Genomic DNA, 22,722 nt, shown 5'->3' on the forward strand with positions numbered 1-22,722 from the left:
AGATGGACAAATTCAAGATTCAGGGCCCTTGCCGGCTCGCCGGCGACGTCAACATTTCCGGTGCCAAGAACGCCGCCCTGCCGATACTGTTCGGCACCCTGCTGTGCGACGAGGAAGTACGCCTGACCAATGTCCCCCGCCTGAAGGACGTGGACACCACCCTGCAGTTGCTGGCTTCCATGGGAGTCAATGTCAGCGTCAACGGCGAGGTCACCGTGCTGGCGGGGGCGGTGAACAGCCATGTGGCGCCCTACGATCTGGTACGCACCATGCGAGCCTCCATTCTGGCCCTGGGGCCGCTGGTGGCTCGCTTTGGCGAGGCCGATGTGTCCCTTCCCGGTGGCTGCGCCATCGGCGCCCGCCCGGTCAACCTGCACATTCATGGCCTGGAGCAGATGGGGGCCCGGATCCGGGTGGAGGATGGCTATATCAAGGCCAGGGTCGACGGCCGGCTCAAGGGCGCCCATATCCTGATGGACATGGTCAGCGTGACCGGCACCGAAAACCTGATGATGGCGGCGGTGCTGGCGGAAGGACGCACCATCATTGAAAACGCGGCGCGTGAACCCGAGGTAGTGGATCTGGCCCATTTCCTCAATGCCCTGGGCGCCAACATCCAGGGCATTGGCCAGGACACCCTGATCATCGACGGGGTGGAAGCCCTGCACGGTGGCCAGTACCGGGTTCAGCCCGATCGTATCGAGACCGGTACCTTCCTGGTGGGAGCGGCCATTACCGGCGGGGACATCACCTGTCGCAATACCGACCCGCGGTTGCTGGAGGCGGTACTGGTCAAGCTGAAGGACGCAGGTGCCCTGGTGGAAACCGGCGAAGACTGGATCCGCCTCGACATGACCGGCCGTACCCTCAAGCCGGTGGACATCAAGACCGCGCCCTATCCGGCTTTTCCCACCGACATGCAGGCCCAGTTCACCGTGCTTAACGCGGTGGCCAAGGGAGTGGGACGGGTTACCGAAACCATTTTCGAGAACCGTTTCATGCATGTGCCCGAGCTCAACCGCATGGGCGCCAACATCGAGCTGAACGGCAACCTGGCGATCTGCGGCGACACCGAGCAGCTGACCGGCGCCACCGTCATGGCCACCGATCTGCGTGCTTCCGCCAGCCTGGTGCTGGCCGGCTTTGTGGCCCAGGGCACCACCATAGTGGACCGCATCTACCACATCGACCGGGGCTATGAGGTGATTGAAGCCAAGCTGTCCGCGCTGGGCGGCAAGATAGAGCGCATTAAAGACTAACCCCGTGACTGGGGACTGGGGACTGGGGACTGGGGTTGACCTGGTTTCCAGCCCCATTCATTACGTTTTACCATTCCCTAATCCCTAATCCCTAATCCCTAATCCCTAATCCCTAATCCCTAATCCCTAATCCCTAATCCCTAATCCCTAATCCCTAATCCCTAATCCCTAATCCCTAATCCCTAATCCCTAATCCCTAATCCCTTTCTTCACCGCAGCCGCTGAAAGCGGCGGTCTTCTTCGATGTGCACTGTCAGGGTCAGGGTGTTGCCTGCGCGCAGCAGGGTGACGGCCAGGCCGTTACCGGGCCGGGTTTCTGCCACCATATCCATGGCATGGCGGGCGTTGGCGATGGGTTTGCCGTCCATTTCGAGCAGTACATCGCCGCTTTCAATACCGGCCTTGTCCGCCGGGCTGCCCGGGCTGACGCTGTCTACATAAATACCCGAACGTTCGCCCAAATTGAGCAGCTGGGCCATCACCGGCGGGATGTCGGCACCGCTTATGCCGAGATAGCCGCGGATCACCCGGCCGTGTTCGATCAGTTCGTGCATGATGCGATGAGCCAGGGCATAGGGAATGGCGAAGTTGATGCCGTAGCTCTCCTGGTGGGCTACGCTCTGGAAGGAGGCGGTGTTGATCCCCACCATTTCCCCGTAGACGTTGACCAGGGCGCCACCGGAATTGCCGGCGTTGATGGCGGCATCGGTCTGCAGCAAATCCTGGCGGCCATTGCTGTCCGGGCCCATGCTCGACAGGCCGCTGCGGCCGGTGGCGCTAATGATGCCCTGGGTGATGGTCTGGCCCACGTTGTAGGGATTGCCGATGGCCAGAACGATATCGCCGACCTGGGGGTTGAGCTCGTCGTCCTGGGGGATCACCGGCAGTTGCTCGGCCTCTATCCGCAACACCGCCAGATCCGTGGGTACGTCGAAGCCGATGACATCGGCGCCGATGATACGACCGTCCTGCAGTGCCACTATCACCTGATCCGCTTCGGCGATCACATGGTAGTTGGTCAGCACATAGCCCCGGGCGGACATGATCACGCCCGAGCCCAGGCCGGTGGGGCTGAGCTCGGGCGTGCTGTCGCCGCCCTGGAAACTTCTGGTGTAGATGTTGACCACGGCCGGCCCGGCCCTGCTGGCGGCATAGGAAAAACTGGTGACGCCGACCTGCTTGTTGCGCCACCAGTGTTCGAAGGACTGGGTGCGCAGCTGGGGGAACAGCAGCAGCAGCAGGGCGGCCATCAGCACGCCATAGGCGCCGGCCTGAAACAGGAATTTGAGGAAGGAAGCTGGCCGCATGGGGAGCTGTGGTTGCTATCGGGTCCCCAGAGCATAACACAAAGGGAGGGGCAAGGGAGTCCACCGTGTGGTGGACCCCTTGCGTATCAAGCGGTTATCTGAGTACCAGATAGATGGAGGAATTACCGCGCTGGATATTGAGCGCCATCACCTCGGGCTTGGCCTGGATGATTTGGCGCAGATCGTTGAGGTTGCGCACCCGCTGGCGATTGACGCCGATAATAATGTCGTCCGGCTCCAGCCCGGACAGGGCGGCCGGTGAGCGGGCTTCCACCCCGGTGATCTTCACGCCCTGCACGGTGTCGCCGGCGGCGGTATTGGCGAGGGCGGCGCCTTCCAGGGCCTGGTGCAGGGTATTGGCCTGGACGTTGTCGTCGTCGGCCCGGCTCAGGGTCACGTCGACCTTGCTTTCCTTGCCATCCCGGAACAGTCCCAGGGTGACCGTCTTGTCGGCGCCCATGGTGGCGACCTTGGCGCGCAGTTCACTGAAGGAGCGGATGGGCTTGCCGTCCAGGCTGATGATGATGTCGCCGGCCTGCAGCCCGGCCTTGGCGGCGGCGGAATCTTCCAGCACCTGGCTGACAAAGGCGCCGTGCTGGCTGCGGTAGCCAAAGGTGCGGGCCAGCTCTGAGGTCAGCTCGCCGCCCATGACGCCCAGCACGCCCCGGCGTACCTCTCCGTATTCCAGGATCTGATCCGCCAGGTTCTTCACCATGTTGGCGGGGATGGCGAAGCCGATACCGATGTTGCCGCCGCCCGGCCCCAGAATGGCGGTGTTGATGCCGACCAGCTTGCCTTCCAGGTTCAGCAGGGCGCCGCCCGAGTTGCCCGAGTTGATGGCGGCATCGGTCTGGATGAAGTTTTCGAGGTTTTCCACATTGAGGCCGGAGCGGCCGAGGGCGCTGATCACCCCGCTGGTGACCGTCTGGCCCAGGCCGAAGGGGTTGCCGATGGCGATGGCGAAGTCGCCGACCCTGAGCTTGTCCGAGTCGGCAAACGCTACCTCGACCAGATCCTTGGCATCGACCTTGAGCAGGGCGATGTCCGACTGCTTGTCGGCGCCGATGAGTTCGGCCTCGTATTCCTGGCCGTCGATCAGGGTGATCAGTATTTTGTCGGCGTCCTCGATAACATGGTTGTTGGTGATCACATAGCCTTGATCGGCATCAATGATGACCCCCGAGCCCAGGGCCTGGAAGGGCCTTTCCTGGATTTGCTCGCCGGGCATGTTGGGGCCGAAGAAAAAACGGAAGGGCTCGGGCAGCACCTGGCGGCTGATCTTGCTGCCGGAAACCGAGATATTGACCACGCCGGGACTGACCTTTTCAATGACCGGCGCCAGGCTGTTGATGTCGGAACCGGCCCCGAACGGCAGGGCGGCCTGGGCGGCGGGCAGAGCCGCCAGACCCAGGCTCAGGGCCAGGGCGGAAACCAGGGGGAGTCGACCTTTCATGCTCATGCTCCTAACTCGATGTTTGAATACGCGAAATTGTTCAGTCAGACCAGGCTGCCATGGCAAGAGTTCCGGGCCGCGCGCAATGACTGCATTGCCTACCGTAAATTGTGCCGCCGGTGAGCAACTTCAAGCCCAAAGGCGACAGGGGTTGCCGGAGAAGGGACCGGGCATTTACACTGAGGGCCCCAATCGCATTCATACACACTAATGACCCCGAGTACAAAATACCAGGCGGATTTGACCCGCGCCGACTTTGTCCGCGATCCGGCCCAGGCAATGGCCGTGTCCCATCTGCAGCGCCTCTACGATGATCTGATGGCGCCACCGCCGGCGCAACCCAGGCCCAGCCTGTGGCAAAAGCTGATCGGCCGCCAGGAGACAGCGGCTCCGGCCATTCGCGGTCTGTACTTTTGGGGCGGGGTCGGCCGGGGCAAAACCTACCTGGTGGACACTTTTTACGACTGCCTGCCTTTCGAACGCAAGCTCAGGGTCCATTTCCACCGTTTTATGGGACGGGTGCACGACGAGCTGAAAACCCTCAAGGGCCAGTCCGATCCGCTCAAGGCGGTGGCCGAGCGGCTGGCACAGGAAGCCAGGGTGATCTGCTTCGATGAATTCTTCGTGTCCGATATCACCGATGCCATGATACTGGGCACCCTGTTCCAGTATCTGTTCGGCCATGGCGTGGTGCTGGTGGCGACCTCCAACATCCCGCCGGATGAACTGTACCGCAACGGGTTGCAGCGGGCCCGTTTCCTGCCGGCGATAGCGCTGATCAAGGAAAACTGCGAGGTGATCAATGTCGACTCGGGCGTGGATTACCGGCTGCGTACCCTGGAGCAGGCGGAAATCTACCATTCCCCCCTCGACACCCAGGCCAGGACCAACCTGGAGCAGTATTTTGCTCGTCTGACCAACGAGCCGGGCAGCTGGGGGGGGAGCATCGACATCAACCATCGCCAGCTGCAGACCATAGCGGAAGGGGACGGGGTGCTCTATATCGACTTCCAGGAGTTGTGCTGTACCGCCCGCTCCCAGTATGACTACATCGAGTTGGCGCGCTGCTACCATACGGTATTGCTGGCCAACGTCCAGCCCATGGGACTGGACAGCGACGATGCGGCTCGCCGCTTTATTGCCATGGTCGACGAGTTCTATGAGCGCCATGTCAAGCTGATTATCTCGGCGGCGGTGCCGATGGAGCAACTCTACGGCGAGGGGCGGCTCAATTTCGAGTTCAAGCGTTGCCTTTCCCGGCTTACCGAAATGCAATCCCATGAATATCTTGCCAGAGAGCACCTTCCTTAGTCACAATATGCGCCCCGTGATCAGGGCATGGTTGCGGGGAAGGGGCGGGCGGGCCGACTAATTTTGACGGGCATTGAAATTAGCAGGTGATTTTTAAGGCAACTTTACCTATAATCGCCCGGCCCACGTTACACAGCCTCCGATAAGGTGGCATCACAGTAAGCAGACTGGCGCTCGAAGGGGTGCAAGGTCTGGTCGTGTTTTGCGCATGTGCGCAAGTGTAGGATTCATTTTCAGTAATTTGGGTTCATCCATGAAAACTTTTGTTGCTAAGCCAGAAACCGTAAAGCGTGACTGGTATGTTGTTGATGCAGAGGGCAAAACTCTGGGTCGTCTGGCCACCGAGATCGCTCGTCGCCTACGCGGTAAGCACAAGCCGGAATTTACTCCCCACGTTGACTGCGGTGACTACATCATCGTCATCAATGCCGAGAAAGTTCAGGTCACCGGTAATAAAGCCGAAGACAAAATTTACTACTCTCACTCCGGTTTTCCGGGTGGCATCAAGTCCATCAGCTTCGAGAAGCTGATCGACCGCAAGCCCGAGATGGTAATTGAGTCTGCCGTTCGCGGCATGCTGCCCCGTGGCCCGCTGGGTCGTGCTATGTTCCGCAAGATGAAAGTCTTCGCCGGCAGCCAGCACAACCACGCTGCGCAACAACCTCAAGTACTGGACATCTAAGACGGGATTAGGCAAATGGCAGAAACTCAATACTACGGTACCGGCCGTCGCAAAAGCTCCACTGCGCGCGTATTCGTAAAGCCGGGCAGCGGTAACATCGTTATCAACAAGCGCTCACTGGATCAATACTTTGGCCGCGAAACCGCCCGCATGGTGGTTCGCCAGCCGCTGGAGCTGGTCGAGATGACCGAGAAGCTGGACCTGTACATCACCGTTGCTGGTGGTGGCATCTCCGGTCAGGCCGGCGCTATCCGTCACGGCATTACCCGTGCCCTGATGCAGTATGATGAAACCCTGCGCGGTGCCCTGCGCAAGGCCGGCTTCGTGACCCGCGACGCACGTCGCGTGGAGCGCAAGAAGGTCGGTCTGCACAAGGCCCGCAAGCGTCCCCAGTTCTCCAAGCGTTAATTGGGATCGCAGTTTCTTGTATGTCAAAGCCCGGGTCGCCCGGGCTTTTTTGTTTATGGAAAGTCCCTCAGGGCAGAGTAATAATTTGTTGTTTTAAAACAAATTATCTCGCTAAATAACGGATTTTTTGAACCTTGGCCGTCCTTGTAAAAGACCGCGCTTTTCTTTAGAATTTCGGGGTTTTTTTGTGGCAATTGAAACCATGATATCCGCCGCGGTTGTCACACAGCAGTATCAATGCATGGAACGAACAATAAATGCGCGGAGACCAAATGGGAGAGTTTTTGGATGAGCAATGCGCCAGTTGATACCGGTCGCCGCAGATTTCTGACCTGGTCAACCACAGTCGTGGGTGGGGTCGGAGCTGCCTTTGCCGCTGTGCCCTTTATCGCATCGTGGAACCCCAGCGCCAAGGCGAAAGCCGCCGGGGCCCCGGTAGAAGTCGACATCAGCAAAATGGAGCCCGGTCAGCTGATCCGGGTGGAATGGCGTGGCAACCCGGTATGGATAGTCCGCCGGACCCAGGAAATCCTGGATGCCCTGCCCAAGCACGACAACCAGCTGCGGGATCCCGCGTCTGATGAGCCCCAGCAGCCGGAGTACGCCAAGAACGCCTATCGTTCTATCAAGCCGGAAGTGTTCGTGGCCGTTGGCCTGTGCACCCACCTGGGCTGCTCCCCTACCTACCTGCCCAATACCTTTGGCGAGCAGGTACAGGGCGTGAGCGCCGGCTTCTTCTGCCCCTGCCACGGTTCCAAATTCGACATGGCCGGACGGGTGTTCCAGGGCGTTCCCGCTCCGCTGAACCTGGTCATTCCCCCTTATTACTATGTCACCGACAGCAACATCCTGATCGGCGAAGACAAGGAAGGAGCCTAAACCATGCTGGGTAAACTCGTAAGCTGGATCGACGAGCGTATTCCGATGACGGCGACCTACAACAAGCATGTAGGTCAGTATCCCGCACCGAAAAACTTCAATTTCTGGTATTTCTTCGGCTCGCTCGCCATGCTGGTCCTGGTCAACCAAATCCTGACCGGCATCTGGCTGACCATGAACTACAACCCCTCCGGTGAGGGCGCCTTCGCCTCCATCGAGTACATCATGCGCGACGTGGAGTACGGCTGGCTGCTGCGCTACATGCACTCCACCGGTGCTTCCGCCTTCTTCGTGGTGGTCTACCTGCACATGTTCCGCGGCCTGATCTACGGTTCTTACCAGAAGCCGCGTGAACTGCTGTGGATCTTCGGCATGCTGATCTTCCTGGTGCTGATGGCCGAAGCCTTTATGGGCTACCTGCTGCCCTGGGGCCAGATGTCCTACTGGGGTGCACAGGTTATCATCTCCCTGTTCGGCGCCATTCCGGTGATCGGCGACGACCTGACCCTGTGGATCCGCGGTGACTACGTCATCTCTGGCGCCACCCTGAACCGCTTCTTCGCGCTGCATGTCATCGCGCTGCCGCTGGTACTGGTGCTGCTGGTGTTCCTGCACATCGTTGCCCTGCACGAAGTCGGTTCCAACAACCCTGACGGCATCGACATCAAGAAAAACAAGGATGAAAACGGCTGGCCGAAGGATGCCATTCCCTTCCATCCCTACTACACCGTGAAAGACATCGTCGGTGTAGCCGGCTTCCTGTTCTTCTTCGCCTTCGTGATCTTCTTTATGCCCGAGGGGGGCGGCTACTTCCTGGAAGCGCCCAACTTCGAGGCGGCCAACCCGCTGAAGACCCCGGAGCACATTGCGCCGGTGTGGTACTTCACTCCCTTCTACGCCATCCTGCGGGCCGTACCCGACAAGCTGATGGGCGTCATCCTGATGGGACTGTCGATTGCCGTACTGTTTGTACTGCCCTGGCTGGATCGCTGCAAGGTGCGTTCGTTCCGCTACCGCAGCAAGCTGCACCTGCTGAATATCATCCAGTTCGTCGTCTGTTTCATCATCCTGGGTATACTGGGCGCCTTGCCGTCCACCCCGGTGCTGACTTTGCTTGCTCAGGTTTGTTCGTTTGGCTATTTCGCCTTCTTCGTCCTGCTGTTCGTATACAGCAAAAACGAAAAAACCAAGCCGCTGCCAGAGAGGGTTACGTTCAAATGAAGAAGTTAATCATTGCTGTATTTGCCTTTTTGCCGGCGCTGGCAATGGCGGCAGGTGCCAACGTCCACCTCGACAAGGCCGATTACGACCTGAGCGACAAGGCTTCCCTGCAAAATGGCGCCAAGCTGTTCATGAACTACTGCGCCGCCTGTCACAGCACCCAGTACCAGCGTTATAACCGGGTGGCAGAGGACCTTGGTATTCCCGAGGAGGTGATGCTGGCCAACCTGAACTTTACCGGTGCCCCCATCGGTGAACTGATGGAGAATGCCATCCCCGAAGTGGACGCGGCCAACTGGTTCGGTGCCGCGCCCCCCGACCTGACCCTGGTGGCTCGGGTGCGTGGCGCCGACTGGCTGTATACCTACCTGCGTTCCTTCTATAAGGACGACAGCCGTCCCTTCGGCGTGAACAACCTGGTCTTCCCGTCCGTGGGTATGCCTCATGTGCTGGAGCCGCTGCAGGGTTCTGCCCGTCTGGAAACCGTAGTTCGAACCGTAGACGGAAAGGAAGTGGAAACCCCGGTCGGCATCAAGGCCGACGGCAACGGCGAAATGACCGCCGAGGAATACGACAATGCCGTACTGGATATCGTCAACTTCCTGGTTTACTCCGGTGATCCGGTGAAGCTGGAGCGCCACCGCATGGGTTACTGGACCCTGGGCTTCCTGGCGATTTTCTTTGTCTTTGCCTACTTGCTGAAGAAAGAATACTGGCGTGACGTACACTGATTAGACATCGTCTAAGCTGAACCGGGGAGCGGCAATGGGGCGAAATGCTTCCATTGCCGTTCCTATTTATGATTTCGGAGGATTCAATGGCAGTTGCGGCCAATAAGCGTTCCATCATGACGCTGTTTTCGGGTGCGGATGACATCTACAGCCATCAGGCGCGAATCGTGCTGGCGGAGAAAGGGGTGAGCGTGGAAATCAGTCAGGTCGAGCCTGACAGCCTGCCCGAGGACATGCTCGAACTGAACCCCTACGGTACCGTGCCCACCCTGGTAGATCGGGAACTGGTGCTCTATGAATCTCGTATCATCATGGAATACCTGGACGAGCGCTTTCCTCACCCGCCGCTGATGCCGGTGTATCCGGTGGCGCGGGGCAACAGCCGGCTGATGATGCACCGCATCGAGCAGGACTGGTACTCCCTGGTCAAGCGCATCCAGCGCGGTGACAAGGCCGAGGAGGCCCGCAAGGAGCTGCGCGAGGCACTGCTGGCCATCGCTCCGGTGTTTGCCGAGTATCCCTACTTCATGAGCGAAGAATTCAGCCTGGTGGATTGCTACATGGCGCCCCTGCTGTGGCGCCTGCCGTCCCTGGGCATAGAGCTTTCCGGCCGTGGTGCCAAGGAGGTCAAGGCCTACATGATCCGGCTGTTCGAACGGGAGTCCTTCCAGGCCTCCCTGACCGAGGCCGAGCGCGACATCGGCGGCAAGGTATAACCATGGATAACATGACCCCCAGCCGGCCCTATTTGCTGCGGGCCTTCTACGACTGGCTGCTGGACAACGAGCTGACACCGCACCTGCTGGTGAATGCCGGGGTACCCCACACCGCCGTGCCCGGCCAGTATGTACAGGACGGCCAGATAGTGCTGAACATAGCGCCCCGGGCGGTCGTGGGATTGCATATGGACAACGAGGCGGTCAGCTTCAGCGCCCGCTTCGGCGGCAGCCCGTTCCAGGTCTATATACCGATGGCGGCGATCATCGCCATCCAGGCCCGGGAAAACGGCGCCGGCACCTTCTTCCCGCCCGAGCCCGCCTACGAGGAGTGGCTCGCCCAGGCTGACGAAACGGCCGGGGAGACCGGCGATACGCCGCCGGAGATGGACGAAGCCCAGCCTGCAAGCCCCAGGGGCAAGCCGATCCTGAGGGTGATCAAGTAATAAAAAAACGCAGCCAACAGGCTGCGTTTTTTTATCCCGCTGCCTGCCTCAGGGCGCCGACTGCACATACTCGAAAACCGTCACCACCTTGGCGACTCCGCCGATATTGCGCGTCAGCTGAACGGCGATGTCCGCCTCCCGCTGGGTGACCAGGCCAATCAGGAACACTTCGCTGTTTTCGGTGACCACCTTAATCTTGGTGCCGTCCAGGTTTTTTTCCGCCAGCAAGGTGCTCTTGACCTTGGAGGTCAGCCAGGTATCCCGGCTTTGCACCGAAAGCGACACCGGCTGGCCGATGCGGATTTCATTGAACACGTCCTGGACTCCGGGCACGCCGCGCACTACTTCCTCGGCCTGGCGGCGGCCGTTGTCGTCGGGAGTCTGGCCGAGCAGCAGCGCCTTGCCGTTGGTGGTGACTACCGCCAGCCGGCTGTTGTCCCACAGCGGTTTGGTTTCTCCCAGGCGATGCAGGGCGCGCATCTCTATGGTCTGGTCGCTGAGTTGGGTACCGACGGTGCGGCGATCGGTGGCCATGGCGCCACCGGTAGCGCCGCCGGCCACCAGCAGGCCGGCACAACCCTGCAGCAGGACGAGGGAAGTCAGGATCATCAGCAATTTGTACATGGTCAGTCCTCCTGTTGGGGAAAGAGGGTGCGGTCGATAAGATCGCACAGGCAATGGAGTGTGAGCAGGTTGACCTCGTGGATGCGGGGCGCGCGCAGCGCCGGCACCCGGATTTCCACGTCGTTGGGGCCGAGCAGGCCGGCCAGCTCGCCGCCGTCGCCGCCGCTCAGGGCCACTATGGTCATATCCCGGCTCAATGCCGCTTCGGCGGCCTTGATCAGGTTGCGGCTGTGGCCGCTGGTGGAAATCACCACCAGCACGTCGCCGGCCTGGCCCAGGGCCCGGATCTGGCGGGCGTAGGCTTCGTCGAAGTGCTGGTCGACGGCGATGGCGCTGATGCTGCTGGTGTCCATGGTCAGGCAAAGGGCGGGCAGGGCGGGTCGCTCGGTTTCATAGCGGTTGATAAGCTCGCTGACAAACAGCTGGGCCAGGGCATTGGAGCCGCCATTACCGCACACCAGCAGCTTGTTGCCGTTGAGCAGGCACATCACCATCATCTGGGCGGCGGCCAGGATATCGTCGGGCAATGCCTCGGCGGCGGCGATTTTGGTCTGGATACTTTCGGTAAAGCTGGCTTTGATTTCTTCCTGCATGGGATTCCTTAAAAGGCGTTGGGGATCCAGTGGATAAGGTCACCTTCACAGGCGACCAGGTCGAAGCGGCAGGACTGGCGGGCCTCGTTCAGTCCCTTCATCTGCAAATAGCAGGAGGCGGCCCGGCGCAGCCGCTGTTGCTTGGCGGCAGTCACCGAAGCGGCGGCGCCGCCAAAACGGCTATTTTTGCGGTAGCGTACTTCCACGAACACCAGGGTGTCGCCCTGGCGCATAATCAGATCGATCTCCCCGAGCCGGCACAGGTAGTTGCGGGCTTCCAGCCGCAGCCCCCGGCCGAGCAGGTATTGCTCGGCCCGGCGCTCAAACTGATCGCCGCAGGCGCGTTTATCGTTGCCCGGCGGGGATCCAGTCGCCATTACTGTACTCCATCCATTGCAGGCGCCGCTGCAGTACGCCGTCTGGCGTGACCGACAGCTCGCCGGTCAGGGCCGGCACCGGATGAGCGCCCTGGCGCAGGGGGTTGAGCTGGGGTATCAGCGTCAGGGCATCATACCCCATGGCGAACAGTCGTAGCCAGCTGGCCCCGGCGGCGGGCCACAGGCTCAGTACTTCGTCCTTGAGCTGGGGGGCGCCGTCGAAAAGCCAGGGCATGTCCGCCAGCCAGAGGCCATTGAGTTCGCTCATGGGGGCTTCGCCGGCGGGCACATGGCTGCGCGAGGTGACATAGGTGGGCAGGCGGGCGGCCCGGCTGTCGCGCACAAAATCGAAGTAGGGCAGGATGAAGCGGGTTTCGGTGGCGTTGGAGGCCATGAATACCGAGTCGATTTCCCGGGGCGGCAGCATGGCGCCGGCCGGCTCGCCGACGGGCTGGACCTGGCCGGCAGGCATGCTCGGCCGGCTGTTCAGGGCGCGGCGCACATCGGCCTCGATGCCGGCCTGGTTATTGAAGTAGGCAACGATAGCCGGATGGCCGCTCTGCTGCTGCCACTGGCGGTTGAACTCCGTCGCCATCCGCCGGCCCAGGTCGTTGGCCGGGGCAAAGACCAGGGGCTGCTGGTGGCCGTTGTCCCACATTTGGCGCGCCGCTTCGGCGGCCTCGGCCTCGGGCGACAGGGAAAAGTAGTAGATATTGGCCAGGCCTGGCAGATAGGAGGGCTGGTTGAGGGCCAGCACCGGCATGGACAGGTTCTGCCCGGTCAGGGCGTCGATCTCCTCCTTCAGCAGGGGACCGAGGATGAAGTCGGCGCCGGCCTGTTCGACCTGCTGGTACAGGCTGGCCATGTCGCGGCCCTGGGTATCGAAGAAGCTCAGCCGGGAGGACTGTCCCTGGTGGGCGCTGAGGATGCCACTGCGAAGGGCATTGCCCTGTTCCGCCAGCCTGCCCGACAGGGGCAGCAGGACGGCGATGTGGCTGGGCCTGAAATCCTGCATGCTCACGCCGGACAGGCTGTCGGGCAGGTAGGCCCGGGCAGGGTGCTCGGGAAAGCGGGCGTTCCAGGACTGCAATTGCCATTGGCGCTGGGCCGGCTGCAGATCCGGGTTGCCGAGGATGGCCATCAGCCTGAACCAGCCGTTGGCCTGTTCGCTGTACTGGGCGCCCTGGGCCTGCTGCAGGGTGCGTGGCGACTGGGTGTTGAGCAACTGGTGGATGCGCTCCCGGTTGTTGTCCTGCTCCCGTTGTGCCAGCAGATCGTGGCGTTCAATCAGGGCCCGGGCAGCCTCGATGGGCTGTTGCTGCTGTTCGTGGGCGTTGGCCCTGAGCAGCAGGTAATAGCCGCGGCCGTTGGCCGGCAGGCTGTTTGGATCCAGTCCGGACAGCCGTTGCAGGGCCTGGTCCGGCTGCCTGCCGGCCAGGGCGGCGGCGGCGTCGAGCAGGGTGACAACCGGTTGTTGTGCCAGCGGCGCCGCGCCGCGCAGGGTATCGAGCAGCGGTGCCGCGGTGGCGGTATCGCCCTGCTGCAGCAAGGCTCGGATAGCCAGGACCTGCCAGCGCAAGGCATCGTCGCCCTCGGCCAGGGCCGCCTGGGCGCGGTATTGTTCTGCCGGCCGGTCGAGCGGGCTGAACATGTCCGGCGCCGGCTCGCTGACGACCCCGGGTTGCTGCTGCAGGCCGCCGGAGCAGGCCATCAGTATGGAGGAAAGCACCAGGGTGCACAGCAGTCGTGTTACACTCGCGCGTTGATATTGTGTCGCCAATCCCATTACCCCAAGCTGTGTCATTCTGGTCCTAAGTGTAATAGGGCCATGACGGTGAGACAATTGCTTGCACAGGAGTCCCTATGAGCCAAGCGGCCGAACTGTATATTGTGCCCACCCCCATCGGCAACCTGAATGATATCAGCCAGCGCGCCCTGGATACCCTGCGCGAGGTAGATCTGATCGCCTGCGAGGATACCCGCCATACCGGCAAACTGCTGTCCCACTACCAGATCGGTACGCCGACCTGGGCATTGCATGATCACAACGAGCAATACAAGGCAGAGCAACTGGTCGGCCGGCTGCTGAACGGCCAGCGTATCGCCCTGGTGTCCGACGCGGGCACACCGCTGATCAGCGACCCCGGTTATCACCTGGTCAATCGCTGTCGCGAGGCGGGGATCCGGGTGGTGGCCCTGCCCGGTCCCTGTGCCGCTGTGGCCGCCCTGTCCGCCGCCGGCCTGCCCACGGATCGTTTTGTTTTCGAAGGATTCCTGCCGGCCAAGGAGAAGGCGCGTTTCGACAAGCTCGAAAGCCTGAAGGAAGAACCCAGAACCATGGTGTTTTACGAATCGCCCCGGCGCCTGCTCGGCACCGTGGCAGCGCTGGTGGAGGTAATGGGCCGGGAGCGGCGCCTGGTGGTGGCGAGGGAGCTGACCAAGACCTTCGAAAGCATACAGGGCCTGCCGGCGGCCGAGATGCTGACCTGGCTGGGTGAGGACGACAATCGATGCAGGGGCGAAATCGTGCTGATGGTGGCGGGCCACCAGGCCGACGGCGAATCCCTGCCGGCCGAGGCCCTGCGTACCCTGGCCCTGTTGCGGGCAGAGCTGCCCCTGAAGAAGGCGGCGGCGCTCACCGCCGAGATCCATGGAGTCAAGAAAAACGCCCTCTATAAATACGGTCTTGAACAGCCGGAGTAGGGCCGCTGGTATCGGGGGAGCGGCTGGTGTACACTGCGCCGCGGAGTTGGCCGGACAGTCGCTGCTTCGTCGTTGTGCTTTCGGGCAAACGGGCGGAGGGGAGGAAAGTCCGGGCTCCACAGGGCAGGGTGCCAGGTAACGCCTGGGGGGCGCGAGTCCACGACCAGTGCAACAGAGAGCAAACCGCCGATGGCCCGCAAGGGATCAGGTAAGGGTGAAAGGGTGCGGTAAGAGCGCACCGCGCGGCTGGCAACAGTCCGTGGCACGGTAAACTCCACCCGGAGCAAGACCAAATAGGCCTCCTACAGGCGCGGCCCGCGCTGGAGGCGGGTAGGTTGCTTGAGCCAGCGAGCGATTGCTGGCCTAGAGGAATGATTGTCAATCGGGCTTGCCCGATACAGAACCCGGCTTACAGGCCAACTCCGACCTATTCGCGAAAAACGCAGCCCAGGCTGCGTTTTTTCGTTTGCGGGTATTCCTTAGCCGGAAATTAAATTTTCTCCAGTTTCCGGGAAATCTCCTTAAAAAGCAGCCGACTATTTACCGCTGTCCGACTCTTCAGCGTCCTTTGTCGTGAGCGAGCATTTCCTTGCTTGAAAAGCTGGTATGGCCTCCTTACACTTGAGCCGGGTGGTAAAAAGTGGATCTTTGTGGAACAAAGTAGATTAACAAGGACTCAGAATGCTGCGTGGTGCTCACGCCATCAGCCTGGACAGCAAGGGGCGGTTGGCCATACCGACACGATTCCGGGATGCGTTGCGCGATGAGTGCGACGGCCTGTTGATCTGCACCATCGATATCAGTAACCCCTGCCTGCTGCTCTACCCCCTCGCCGAGTGGGAACTGATAGAAAAAAAGCTGCGCACCCTGTCGAGTACCCATCCCCAGGAACGGCGCCTGCAGCGCCTGTTGCTCGGCCATGCCGCGGAATGCGAGCTGGACGGCAACGGCCGCTGCCTGATCCCGGGTCCGCTGCGTCAGCATGCGGGGCTGGACCGGAAAATCATGCTGGTGGGACAACTCAACCGTTTCGAAATCTGGGATGAGGGACGCTGGCAACAACAAATCAACGACGACTTGCAGGCCCTGCCCAAAGAAGGCTGGGAATGCTCGGAACGACTGCGGGACTTTTCGCTATAACATGAGTGAACAACAGGCACACATCACAGTACTGCTGCACGAGGCCGTAGCCGGGCTCAATATCCGCCCCGACGGCATCTATGTGGACGGTACCTTCGGCCGGGGCGGCCACTCCCGCCATATACTGTCGCAGCTGGGTCCCGAAGGACGCCTGCTGGCCATCGACAGGGATCCGGCCGCCATCGCCGTTGCCCGGCAAATCGCCGATCCCCGCTTCCGTATCCTGCACGGTCCCTTCTCACGGCTGGCGCAAATGGTCGAAGAGGCCGGCCTGGCCGGTCGTATCGATGGCGTGCTGCTTGATTTGGGCGTGTCTTCGCCGCAACTGGACGAAGCCGAACGGGGCTTCAGCTTCCAGAAGGATGGCCCCCTCGATATGCGCATGGATCCGGGCTCTGGCCAAAGCGCGGCCGACTGGCTCAACCAGGCGGCCGAAGAGGACATCGCCTGGGTGCTGAAAACCTTTGGTGAGGAAAAGTTTGCCCGTAAAATCGCCCGCGCCATCGTTCACGATCGCCAGATCACGCCCTGGAGCCGTACCCGCCAGCTGGCGGAGATGATAGCCCGGGTCAGCCCCAGCCGGGAAAAGAACAAGCATGCGGCCACCCGCAGCTTCCAGGCGATCCGTATTTACATCAACAGCGAGCTGGATGAGATCGAGCAGGCCCTGGACGGTGCCCTCAAGGTGCTGGCGCCGGGGGGGCGGCTGTCGGTGATCAGCTTTCATTCCCTGGAGGACCGGCTGGTCAAGCACTTTATCCGCAAACAGGAAAAGGGGCCCGAAGTACCGCCCGGATTGCCGCTGACCGAGGCCCAGCTGGCCGGTGGCCGGCTGCTGAAAAGCGTCGGCAAGGCCCAGAAGCCTTCGGCCGCGGAAGTGGCGGCCAACCCGCGTGCGCGCAGTTCGGTGCTGCGGGTGGCACAGCGTCTGGAGACGCCGGCGTGATCGACGGTCGTATCAACCTGGCCCGGGAAATCGGCCAGGATCTGCTGCGCCACAAGTGGCATCTGCTGCTGGCCATGGTGACCGTGCTGTCGGCGATGGCGGTTATCGTGGTGACCCATGGTACCCGTCAGCTGACCAGCGAATACAACGAGCTGATGGCGGAGCAGGACCGGCTCGACATCGAGTGGCGCAACCTGCTGCTGGAGCAGAATACCCTGATGGAACACAGCCGGGTCGAGGCCCTGGCCCGGGACAAACTGGGCATGCACAGGCCCGACCCCGGTAAGGAAAAACTGGTGACCCAACCATGAGCAGGCGCAACAAAAGCAAGAAAGAACCCATGCTGGCCGGCTGGCGCTTCCTGACGCTGTGCTCGGTGATCCTGCTCGCCTTTGTGGCGTTGTTTGCCCGGGCCGCCTGGATCCAGGTCATTTCCCCGGATCGGCTGCGGCTGGAAGGGGATCTGCGGTCATTGCGCTCCACCGCCGTCAGCAGTACCTCCAGGGGCATGATCATGGATCGCAATGGCGAGGAGCTGGCGGTATCGGTGCCGGTACAGGCGGTGTGGGCCGATCCCAAGCAGATCCACGCCGAGCACAGCCTGGATCGTCAACAGGCCTGGCAGGCCCTGGCCGACGTGCTGGGCGTGCCCCACGATACCCTGCTGTCCAGGGTGCAGGATCCCAAACGCCGCTTCGTCTACCTGCAACGTCAGGTAACGCCGGCAGTGGCCGAATATATCCGCAAGCTGCGCCTGCCCGGCGTCCATCTGCGGCCCGAAGAGCGGCGTTTTTATCCCACCGGCGAGATCAATGCCCATCTGGTGGGCATGACCAATATCGACGGCACCGGCATCGAGGGCATCGAGCGGGCATTCAATGAATGGCTCACCGCCCAGCCGGGCGAGCGCAAGGTGCGCAAGGATCGCATGGGTCGGGTGATCGAGGATCTGGGGGTGGTGTCCGAGGCGCGGGAAGCCAACAACGTGCAGCTGACCATAGATCAGCGCATTCAGGCGCTGGCCTATCGTTCGCTCAAACGGGCCTCCGAGTTCCATCGGGTAACGTCCGCCTCCCTGGTGATGCTGGACGTCAAGACCGGCGAAGTGCTGGCCATGGTCAACACTCCTTCCTACAACCCCAACAACCGTGGCCAGTACCAGAGTTTCCGTGCCCGCAACCGGGCGGTGACCGATACCTACGAGCCGGGCTCGACGCTCAAGCCGCTGATTGTGGTCAGTGCCCTTGAAAACGGCGTAGTACAGGCCGATTCCATCATCGACACCAGCCCGGGCTGGGTCCGGCTGGGTGGCAAACGGGTATCCGATACCCGCAACCTCGGCAAGATCAGTGTGCAGACGGTGCTGCAGCGCTCTTCCAACATGGGCATGGTGCGCATGGCCATGCAGGAAACCCCCGAACAACTGCTCGACACCCTCTACCGTTTCGGCCTCGGCATCGATTCGGGCATGGGCCTGGTGGGCGAAAGCACCGGTATGGTGCCCCAGCGCCGGCGCTGGTCCGATATCGAAAAGGCGACCCTGTCGTTCGGCTACGGCGTGACCGTGACCCCGCTGCAACTGGCCCAGTCCTACGCGGTGCTGGCCAATGGCGGCGTGCGTTACCCCCTGACCATCGTCAAGCGCAGCCAGCCGCCGGTGGGGGAACAGGTGATTGCCCGCCAACATGCGGACGATGTGCTGATGATGCTGGAAACCGTGGTGGGTCCGGGCGGCACCGCCCGCAACGCGGCCATCCCCGGTTACCGGGTGGCGGGCAAGACGGGGACCTCGCGCAAGGCGGTGGCGGGGGGCTACGGCAGTGATTATGTGGGGGTGTTTGCGGGCATGGCGCCGGTCAGCGATCCCCGTCTGGCCATGGTGGTGGTGATGAACGAACCCCAGGGCGAGCAGTATTACGGTGGCCAGGTGGCGGCGCCAGTGTTCGCCGAGGTGATGAGCGGCGCCCTGCAACTGCTCAATATCCGCCCCGATGCGGCCACCGAAGAACAATTCCAACTGGCAGGCCAGGAGGCAGCCCTTGTCCCTCACACTTAGAGATCTGGCGGTGCCGCTCGGCCTGTCGGCCCCGGCCATCGCCATCGAGCGCATGACCCTCGACAGCCGGGACGTGGCCCCAGGCTGTCTTTTTGTTGCCGTCCGCGGCCACAGCGCCGATGGTCGCGACTTTATCGCCGAAGCACTGGCCCGGGGCGCGGCGGCGGTGATGTTCCAGGCAGACAGCCCGGAGCAGGCCGGCCTGGCGCGCGATGACCACCGCCTGCTCGGGGTGTATCGCTTGCCCGAGCAACTGTCGCTGCTGGCCGGGGTGTTCCATGGCGATCCGTCCCGTCAGCTGCAACTGGTCGGGGTGACCGGCACCAACGGTAAAACCACGGTCACCCAGCTTGTGGCCCAGTGGAGCCGCCTGCTGGGAACCCGGGCCGGGGTCATGGGGACCCTGGGCAACGGCCTCGACGGTGCCTTGCGTACTACCGCCAATACCACCGGCTCGGCCCTGGATGTACAGCGGGAGCTGGCGGAACAACTGGCGGCCGGTGCCAAACGGGTGGCGATGGAAGTGTCTTCCCACGGTCTGCACCAGCACCGGGTGGCGGCGCTGGATTTTGACGTGGCAGTGTTCACCAACCTGAGCCGCGACCACCTGGATTACCACGGCACCATGGCCGAATACGGCGAGGCCAAGCGACAGCTGTTCGAACTGTGCTCCCGGGCCAGGGTGATCAATGCCGACGACGTGGTGGGGCGGCGCTGGCTGGGCCGCTATCCGGACGCCGTGGCCTGCAGCCTGCATGGTCGGGTGGCGGATTTCCCCGGCCGCCAGCTGGTGGCGGAAACGGTGCATTTTTATGGCGACGGGGTGAAAGTGACCGTTAACTCCGACTGGGGGAATGGTGTATTATCCGCACCCCTGATGGGACGCTTCAACGTGGCCAACCTGCTGGCGGCCATGGCGAGCCTGCTGGCGCTGGGTGAATCCTTCGACCGGTTGCTGGCCACGGCGCCCGGCCTGGCCGGCGTGGCCGGCCGGATGGAGCCGTTCCGGACGGCCGGCAAGCCGCAGGTGGTAGTGGATTACGCCCATACTCCCGATGCCCTGGAGCAGGTGCTGCAGGCGCTGCGCCAGCATTGTCGGGGCCGGCTCTGGTGCCTGGTAGGCTGCGGCGGCGATCGGGACAAGGGCAAGCGCCCGCTGATGGCGGCGGCGGCAGAGGCCGGCGCCGATGTGGTTATTCTGACCGACGACAACCCCCGTACCGAGTCACCCGAGGCCATCATCGATGATATGCGGCGAGGCTTGTCGGAGCCGGAGGCGGCCCTGGTGATCCACCAAAGGGCCGATGCCATCCGCCATGCCATTGAGCAGGCGGGCGTGGACGATATTGTTTTGGTAGCAGGCAAGGGCCATGAGGATTATCAGATAGTGGGTACTCACAAATTGCACTATAGCGACCGGGAAACGGTGGCACAGCTGCTGGGAGCCGGCGCGTGATCCCGCTTGGCCTTGAATGGCTGGCCCAGGCCTCCGGTGGCGAGTTGCGCGGCGCCGGGGGCGATATCCTGGCGGTCACCACCGACAGTCGCCAGCCGATGGCGCCGGGCAGCCTGTTCGTGGCCCTGGCCGGCGAGCGCTTCGACGGGCACGACTTCGCCGTCCGGGCGGCAGAGCAGGGCGCTGCTGCGCTGCTGGTGGAACGCTGGCTCGATATCGACCTGCCCCAGATCAAGGTGGCCGACACCCGGCTGGCGCTGGGCGTGCTCGGCGGCCTGGTGCGCGAGCGGAGCCGGGCCCGCGTCCTGGCCATCACCGGCAGTTGCGGCAAGACCACGGTCAAGGAAATGGCGGCCGCCATACTGCGCCAGAAAGGCTCCGTGCTGGCCACCCGGGGCAACCTCAACAACGAGATAGGGGTGCCCCTGACCCTGTGCGAGCTGACCGAGGACATCGAATACGCGGTGATTGAGCTGGGGGCCAACCATATCGGCGAGATCGCCTGGACCAGCTCGCTGACCAAGCCCCATGTGGCACTGATCAATAATGTGGAAGCGTCCCACCTGGAGGGCTTCGGCTCCCTCGAGGGTATTGCCCGCGCCAAGGGCGAGATTTACGACGGCCTGGTCGAGGGTGGCGTCGCCATCGCCAACGGCGACAGCCCCTTCTGCGCCCTGTGGAAGGAAAAGCACCACCTGGTCTATTTCGGCGAGCGGCGCGAGTACGAAGCCCGCCAGGTAGTGCTGGACAAGACCGGTTGCGCCCGCTTCCGGCTGCTGACGCCCAACGGCGAGGTGACGGTACAACTGCCGGTGCCCGGCAAACACAACGTGACCAACGCCCTGGCCGCTGCCGCCGCCACCGAAGCCCTCGGCGCCAGCCTGGAAGAAATTGCGACGGGGCTTGCCGCCTTTGGCTCGGCCAGGGGACGGCTGCAGGTGTGGACGCGACCCGGGCTGACGGTGCTGGATGATACCTATAACGCCAGCGTGGCGTCGGTACTGGCGGGGCTCGATACCCTGGCCAGCCTGCCCGGCTATCGCATCTTCGTATTCGGCGACATGGCGGAGCTGGGCGACTACAGCAAGGAGATGCACCTCAAGGTGGGCGAGCATGCCCGCAAGCTCGGCATCGATCTGGTGCTGACCGTAGGCCGGGACAGCAAGGATACGGCCATGGCGGCCCATGGCCGCCATTTCGACAACAAGCAGCAGCTGTGGCCGGAGCTGGCCGCGGCGCTGGCACAGCACAACAAGGTGGTGGTTTTGGTCAAGGGTGCACGCAGTGCCCGGATGGAAGACATGGTCCGGGCGATTCAGGAGGGCAAGCTATGCTAGTCTGGCTGGCGGAATGGCTGACCCCCCATTTCAGTTTTTTCAACGTTTTCTCCTATCTGACCTTCAGGGCCATCATCTCGATCCTGACCGGCCTGTTCGTTTCCCTGTGGATAGGACCGCGGCTGATCCGCCGGTTGCAGATGTTGCAAATCGGCCAGGTGGTGCGCAACGACGGCCCCGAATCCCATTTCAGCAAGGCCGGTACCCCCACCATGGGCGGGCTGATGATCCTGATCGCCATCTTTGTGTCGGTGTTGCTGTGGGCGCGCCTGTCCAACCCCTATGTGTGGGTGGTGCTGTTCGTGCTCGGCGCCTTCGGCGCCATCGGCTTTGTGGACGACTACCGCAAGGTGGTGCGCAAGAACACCGACGGCCTGATCGCCCGCTGGAAGTATTTCTGGCAGTCGGCGGCGGCACTGGCGGCGGCCGTCTTTGTTTACTGGATTGCCAAGGATCCGGCCCAGACCCAGCTGGTGGTGCCCTTCTTCAAGGACGTCATGCCCCAGCTCGGCCTGCTGTTCATCGTGCTCAGCTACTTTGTCATCGTCGGCTCCAGCAACGCGGTCAACCTGACCGATGGCCTCGACGGCCTGGCCATTATGCCCACTGTCATGGTGGCGGCGGGCTTTGGCCTGGTGGCCTGGGCCACCGGCAACGTCAACTTTGCCGCCTACCTGCACATTCCCTATGTGGCCCACGCCGGCGAACTGACGGTGGTGTGCACTGCCATGGTGGGGGCGGGCCTGGGCTTCCTCTGGTTCAATACCTTCCCGGCCCAGGTATTCATGGGCGACGTGGGCTCCCTGGCTCTGGGGGCGGCCTTGGGCGCCATCGCGGTGCTGGTACGCCAGGAGTTCCTGTTGGTGATCATGGGCGGCATTTTCGTGATCGAGACCCTGTCGGTGATCCTGCAGGTCGGCTCCTACAAGCTGCGCGGCCAGCGGATTTTCCGCATGGCGCCCATTCACCACCATTACGAGCTAAAAGGCTGGCCCGAGCCCAGGGTGATCGTCCGCTTCTGGATCATCACCCTAATGCTGGTGCTGGTCGGCCTGGCCACCCTGAAGCTGAGATAAG

23 protein-coding genes and 1 other RNA gene are annotated in these 22,722 nt (G+C 62.3%); 18 read left to right on the forward strand and 6 right to left on the reverse strand.

Annotated elements, in window-relative coordinates; all coding sequences use genetic code 11:
• The first annotated feature begins 2 nt into the window (after positions 1-2).
• Positions 3-1,259, forward strand: a complete 1,257-nt coding sequence (gene murA / locus C7I36_RS11985; protein ID WP_106453945.1) for a UDP-N-acetylglucosamine 1-carboxyvinyltransferase — start codon at positions 3-5, stop codon at positions 1,257-1,259.
• 209 nt (positions 1,260-1,468) lie between these two features.
• Here murA and degS read toward each other — a convergent pair whose 3' ends face one another.
• Together degS and C7I36_RS11995 are read right to left on the reverse strand one after the other, a co-directional pair.
• Positions 1,469-2,566, reverse strand: a complete 1,098-nt coding sequence (gene degS / locus C7I36_RS11990) for an outer membrane-stress sensor serine endopeptidase DegS (protein WP_106453946.1) — start codon at positions 2,564-2,566, stop codon at positions 1,469-1,471.
• A 94-nt stretch (positions 2,567-2,660) separates the two neighbouring features.
• On the reverse strand, positions 2,661-4,019 hold the full coding sequence (locus C7I36_RS11995) for a DegQ family serine endoprotease (RefSeq protein WP_106453947.1): 1,359 nt from the start codon (positions 4,017-4,019) through the stop codon (positions 2,661-2,663).
• Between the two features lie 210 nt (positions 4,020-4,229).
• Between C7I36_RS11995 and zapE the strand changes: the two genes are divergently transcribed.
• From zapE to C7I36_RS12035, 8 genes are all read left to right on the forward strand, one after another.
• Positions 4,230-5,330: a cell division protein ZapE gene (gene zapE, locus C7I36_RS12000; protein ID WP_106453948.1), complete on the forward strand. Its 1,101-nt coding sequence runs from the start codon at positions 4,230-4,232 to the stop codon at positions 5,328-5,330.
• Between the two features lie 253 nt (positions 5,331-5,583).
• Positions 5,584-6,012: a 50S ribosomal protein L13 gene (gene rplM, locus C7I36_RS12005; protein ID WP_094039193.1), complete on the forward strand. Its 429-nt coding sequence runs from the start codon at positions 5,584-5,586 to the stop codon at positions 6,010-6,012.
• Between the two features lie 15 nt (positions 6,013-6,027).
• Complete coding sequence (rpsI, locus tag C7I36_RS12010; RefSeq protein WP_094039192.1) at positions 6,028-6,420, forward strand: 30S ribosomal protein S9; 393 nt, start codon at positions 6,028-6,030, stop codon at positions 6,418-6,420.
• 288 nt (positions 6,421-6,708) lie between these two features.
• Entirely contained in the window at positions 6,709-7,299 is a 591-nt protein-coding gene (petA, locus tag C7I36_RS12015) for a ubiquinol-cytochrome c reductase iron-sulfur subunit (protein WP_106453949.1), read from the forward strand.
• Positions 7,300-7,302: 3 nt separating this feature from the next.
• Positions 7,303-8,520: a cytochrome b gene (locus C7I36_RS12020; RefSeq protein ID WP_106453950.1), complete on the forward strand. Its 1,218-nt coding sequence runs from the start codon at positions 7,303-7,305 to the stop codon at positions 8,518-8,520.
• The gene (locus C7I36_RS12025; protein WP_106453951.1) at positions 8,517-9,251 is read left to right on the forward strand and encodes a cytochrome c1; all 735 of its coding nucleotides are present in this window, start codon (positions 8,517-8,519) and stop codon (positions 9,249-9,251) included. The genes C7I36_RS12020 and C7I36_RS12025 overlap by 4 nt, the downstream gene beginning before the upstream one ends.
• An 86-nt stretch (positions 9,252-9,337) precedes the next feature.
• On the forward strand, positions 9,338-9,967 hold the full coding sequence (sspA, locus tag C7I36_RS12030; RefSeq protein WP_106453952.1) for a stringent starvation protein SspA: 630 nt from the start codon (positions 9,338-9,340) through the stop codon (positions 9,965-9,967).
• Positions 9,968-9,978: 11 nt separating this feature from the next.
• Entirely contained in the window at positions 9,979-10,413 is a 435-nt protein-coding gene (locus C7I36_RS12035; RefSeq protein WP_181256361.1) for a ClpXP protease specificity-enhancing factor, read from the forward strand.
• Positions 10,414-10,461: 48 nt separating this feature from the next.
• Here the strand turns inward: C7I36_RS12035 and dolP are convergent, their stop codons facing one another.
• From dolP to C7I36_RS12055, 4 genes are read right to left on the reverse strand one after another with little or no spacing between them, the layout of a single operon-like run.
• Entirely contained in the window at positions 10,462-11,037 is a 576-nt protein-coding gene (gene dolP, locus C7I36_RS12040) for a division/outer membrane stress-associated lipid-binding lipoprotein (protein ID WP_106453954.1), read from the reverse strand.
• Between the two features lie 2 nt (positions 11,038-11,039).
• Positions 11,040-11,630, reverse strand: coding sequence for a D-sedoheptulose-7-phosphate isomerase (locus tag C7I36_RS12045; protein ID WP_106453955.1), 591 nt, complete (start codon positions 11,628-11,630; stop codon positions 11,040-11,042).
• Between the two features lie 8 nt (positions 11,631-11,638).
• Positions 11,639-12,007, reverse strand: coding sequence for a YraN family protein (locus C7I36_RS12050; protein ID WP_106453956.1), 369 nt, complete (start codon positions 12,005-12,007; stop codon positions 11,639-11,641).
• Entirely contained in the window at positions 11,976-13,793 is a 1,818-nt protein-coding gene (locus C7I36_RS12055) for a penicillin-binding protein activator (protein WP_245880107.1), read from the reverse strand. Before C7I36_RS12055 ends, C7I36_RS12050 begins: the two co-directional genes overlap by 32 nt.
• Before the next feature lie 77 nt (positions 13,794-13,870).
• Here C7I36_RS12055 and rsmI point away from each other — a divergent pair, with 77 nt between their 5' ends.
• From rsmI to mraY, 9 genes are all read left to right on the forward strand, one after another.
• Positions 13,871-14,710, forward strand: a complete 840-nt coding sequence (gene rsmI / locus C7I36_RS12060) for a 16S rRNA (cytidine(1402)-2'-O)-methyltransferase (RefSeq protein WP_106453958.1) — start codon at positions 13,871-13,873, stop codon at positions 14,708-14,710.
• Between the two features lie 42 nt (positions 14,711-14,752).
• An RNA gene (gene rnpB / locus C7I36_RS12065) (RNase P RNA component class A) lies at positions 14,753-15,138 on the forward strand.
• Between the two features lie 253 nt (positions 15,139-15,391).
• Positions 15,392-15,850 carry a division/cell wall cluster transcriptional repressor MraZ gene (gene mraZ / locus C7I36_RS12070; RefSeq protein ID WP_106453959.1) on the forward strand — a complete coding sequence of 153 codons (459 nt, stop codon included), beginning with the start codon at positions 15,392-15,394 and terminating at the stop codon, positions 15,848-15,850.
• 1 nt (position 15,851) lies between these two features.
• Entirely contained in the window at positions 15,852-16,796 is a 945-nt protein-coding gene (rsmH, locus tag C7I36_RS12075; RefSeq protein WP_106453960.1) for a 16S rRNA (cytosine(1402)-N(4))-methyltransferase RsmH, read from the forward strand.
• The gene (gene ftsL, locus C7I36_RS12080) at positions 16,793-17,107 is read left to right on the forward strand and encodes a cell division protein FtsL (RefSeq protein WP_181256359.1); all 315 of its coding nucleotides are present in this window, start codon (positions 16,793-16,795) and stop codon (positions 17,105-17,107) included. Before rsmH ends, ftsL begins: the two co-directional genes overlap by 4 nt.
• On the forward strand, positions 17,104-18,852 hold the full coding sequence (locus tag C7I36_RS12085) for a penicillin-binding transpeptidase domain-containing protein (protein WP_106453961.1): 1,749 nt from the start codon (positions 17,104-17,106) through the stop codon (positions 18,850-18,852). The genes ftsL and C7I36_RS12085 overlap by 4 nt, the downstream gene beginning before the upstream one ends.
• Positions 18,836-20,308 (forward strand): UDP-N-acetylmuramoyl-L-alanyl-D-glutamate--2,6-diaminopimelate ligase, encoded by a 1,473-nt coding sequence (gene murE / locus C7I36_RS12090; protein ID WP_106453962.1) that lies wholly within the window; start codon positions 18,836-18,838, stop codon positions 20,306-20,308. The genes C7I36_RS12085 and murE overlap by 17 nt, the downstream gene beginning before the upstream one ends.
• On the forward strand, positions 20,305-21,645 hold the full coding sequence (locus C7I36_RS12095; RefSeq protein WP_106453963.1) for a UDP-N-acetylmuramoyl-tripeptide--D-alanyl-D-alanine ligase: 1,341 nt from the start codon (positions 20,305-20,307) through the stop codon (positions 21,643-21,645). The genes murE and C7I36_RS12095 overlap by 4 nt, the downstream gene beginning before the upstream one ends.
• Positions 21,639-22,721 (forward strand): phospho-N-acetylmuramoyl-pentapeptide-transferase, encoded by a 1,083-nt coding sequence (mraY, locus tag C7I36_RS12100; protein ID WP_106453964.1) that lies wholly within the window; start codon positions 21,639-21,641, stop codon positions 22,719-22,721. Before C7I36_RS12095 ends, mraY begins: the two co-directional genes overlap by 7 nt.
• Position 22,722: the final 1 nt, after the last annotated feature.

It is taken from the genome of Zobellella taiwanensis (assembly GCF_003012795.1).
GTDB classification, from domain to species: domain Bacteria; phylum Pseudomonadota; class Gammaproteobacteria; order Enterobacterales; family Aeromonadaceae; genus Oceanimonas; species Oceanimonas taiwanensis.

Excerpts from the sequence above, each read along its gene's own strand:
- murA (WP_106453945.1), top strand. The coding sequence starts at position 3 with ATGGACAAATTCAAGATTCAGGGCCCTTGCCGGCTCGCCGGCGACGTC.
- degS (WP_106453946.1), bottom strand. The coding sequence starts at position 2,566 with ATGCGGCCAGCTTCCTTCCTCAAATTCCTGTTTCAGGCCGGCGCCTAT.
- C7I36_RS11995 (WP_106453947.1), bottom strand. The coding sequence starts at position 4,019 with ATGAAAGGTCGACTCCCCCTGGTTTCCGCCCTGGCCCTGAGCCTGGGT.
- zapE (WP_106453948.1), top strand. The coding sequence starts at position 4,230 with ATGACCCCGAGTACAAAATACCAGGCGGATTTGACCCGCGCCGACTTT.
- rplM (WP_094039193.1), top strand. The coding sequence starts at position 5,584 with ATGAAAACTTTTGTTGCTAAGCCAGAAACCGTAAAGCGTGACTGGTAT.
- rpsI (WP_094039192.1), top strand. The coding sequence starts at position 6,028 with ATGGCAGAAACTCAATACTACGGTACCGGCCGTCGCAAAAGCTCCACT.
- petA (WP_106453949.1), top strand. The coding sequence starts at position 6,709 with ATGAGCAATGCGCCAGTTGATACCGGTCGCCGCAGATTTCTGACCTGG.
- C7I36_RS12020 (WP_106453950.1), top strand. The coding sequence starts at position 7,303 with ATGCTGGGTAAACTCGTAAGCTGGATCGACGAGCGTATTCCGATGACG.
- C7I36_RS12025 (WP_106453951.1), top strand. The coding sequence starts at position 8,517 with ATGAAGAAGTTAATCATTGCTGTATTTGCCTTTTTGCCGGCGCTGGCA.
- sspA (WP_106453952.1), top strand. The coding sequence starts at position 9,338 with ATGGCAGTTGCGGCCAATAAGCGTTCCATCATGACGCTGTTTTCGGGT.
- C7I36_RS12035 (WP_181256361.1), top strand. The coding sequence starts at position 9,979 with ATGACCCCCAGCCGGCCCTATTTGCTGCGGGCCTTCTACGACTGGCTG.
- dolP (WP_106453954.1), bottom strand. The coding sequence starts at position 11,037 with ATGTACAAATTGCTGATGATCCTGACTTCCCTCGTCCTGCTGCAGGGT.
- C7I36_RS12045 (WP_106453955.1), bottom strand. The coding sequence starts at position 11,630 with ATGCAGGAAGAAATCAAAGCCAGCTTTACCGAAAGTATCCAGACCAAA.
- C7I36_RS12050 (WP_106453956.1), bottom strand. The coding sequence starts at position 12,007 with ATGGCGACTGGATCCCCGCCGGGCAACGATAAACGCGCCTGCGGCGAT.
- C7I36_RS12055 (WP_245880107.1), bottom strand. The coding sequence starts at position 13,793 with ATGGGATTGGCGACACAATATCAACGCGCGAGTGTAACACGACTGCTG.
- rsmI (WP_106453958.1), top strand. The coding sequence starts at position 13,871 with ATGAGCCAAGCGGCCGAACTGTATATTGTGCCCACCCCCATCGGCAAC.
- mraZ (WP_106453959.1), top strand. The coding sequence starts at position 15,392 with ATGCTGCGTGGTGCTCACGCCATCAGCCTGGACAGCAAGGGGCGGTTG.
- rsmH (WP_106453960.1), top strand. The coding sequence starts at position 15,852 with ATGAGTGAACAACAGGCACACATCACAGTACTGCTGCACGAGGCCGTA.
- C7I36_RS12085 (WP_106453961.1), top strand. The coding sequence starts at position 17,104 with ATGAGCAGGCGCAACAAAAGCAAGAAAGAACCCATGCTGGCCGGCTGG.
- mraY (WP_106453964.1), top strand. The coding sequence starts at position 21,639 with ATGCTAGTCTGGCTGGCGGAATGGCTGACCCCCCATTTCAGTTTTTTC.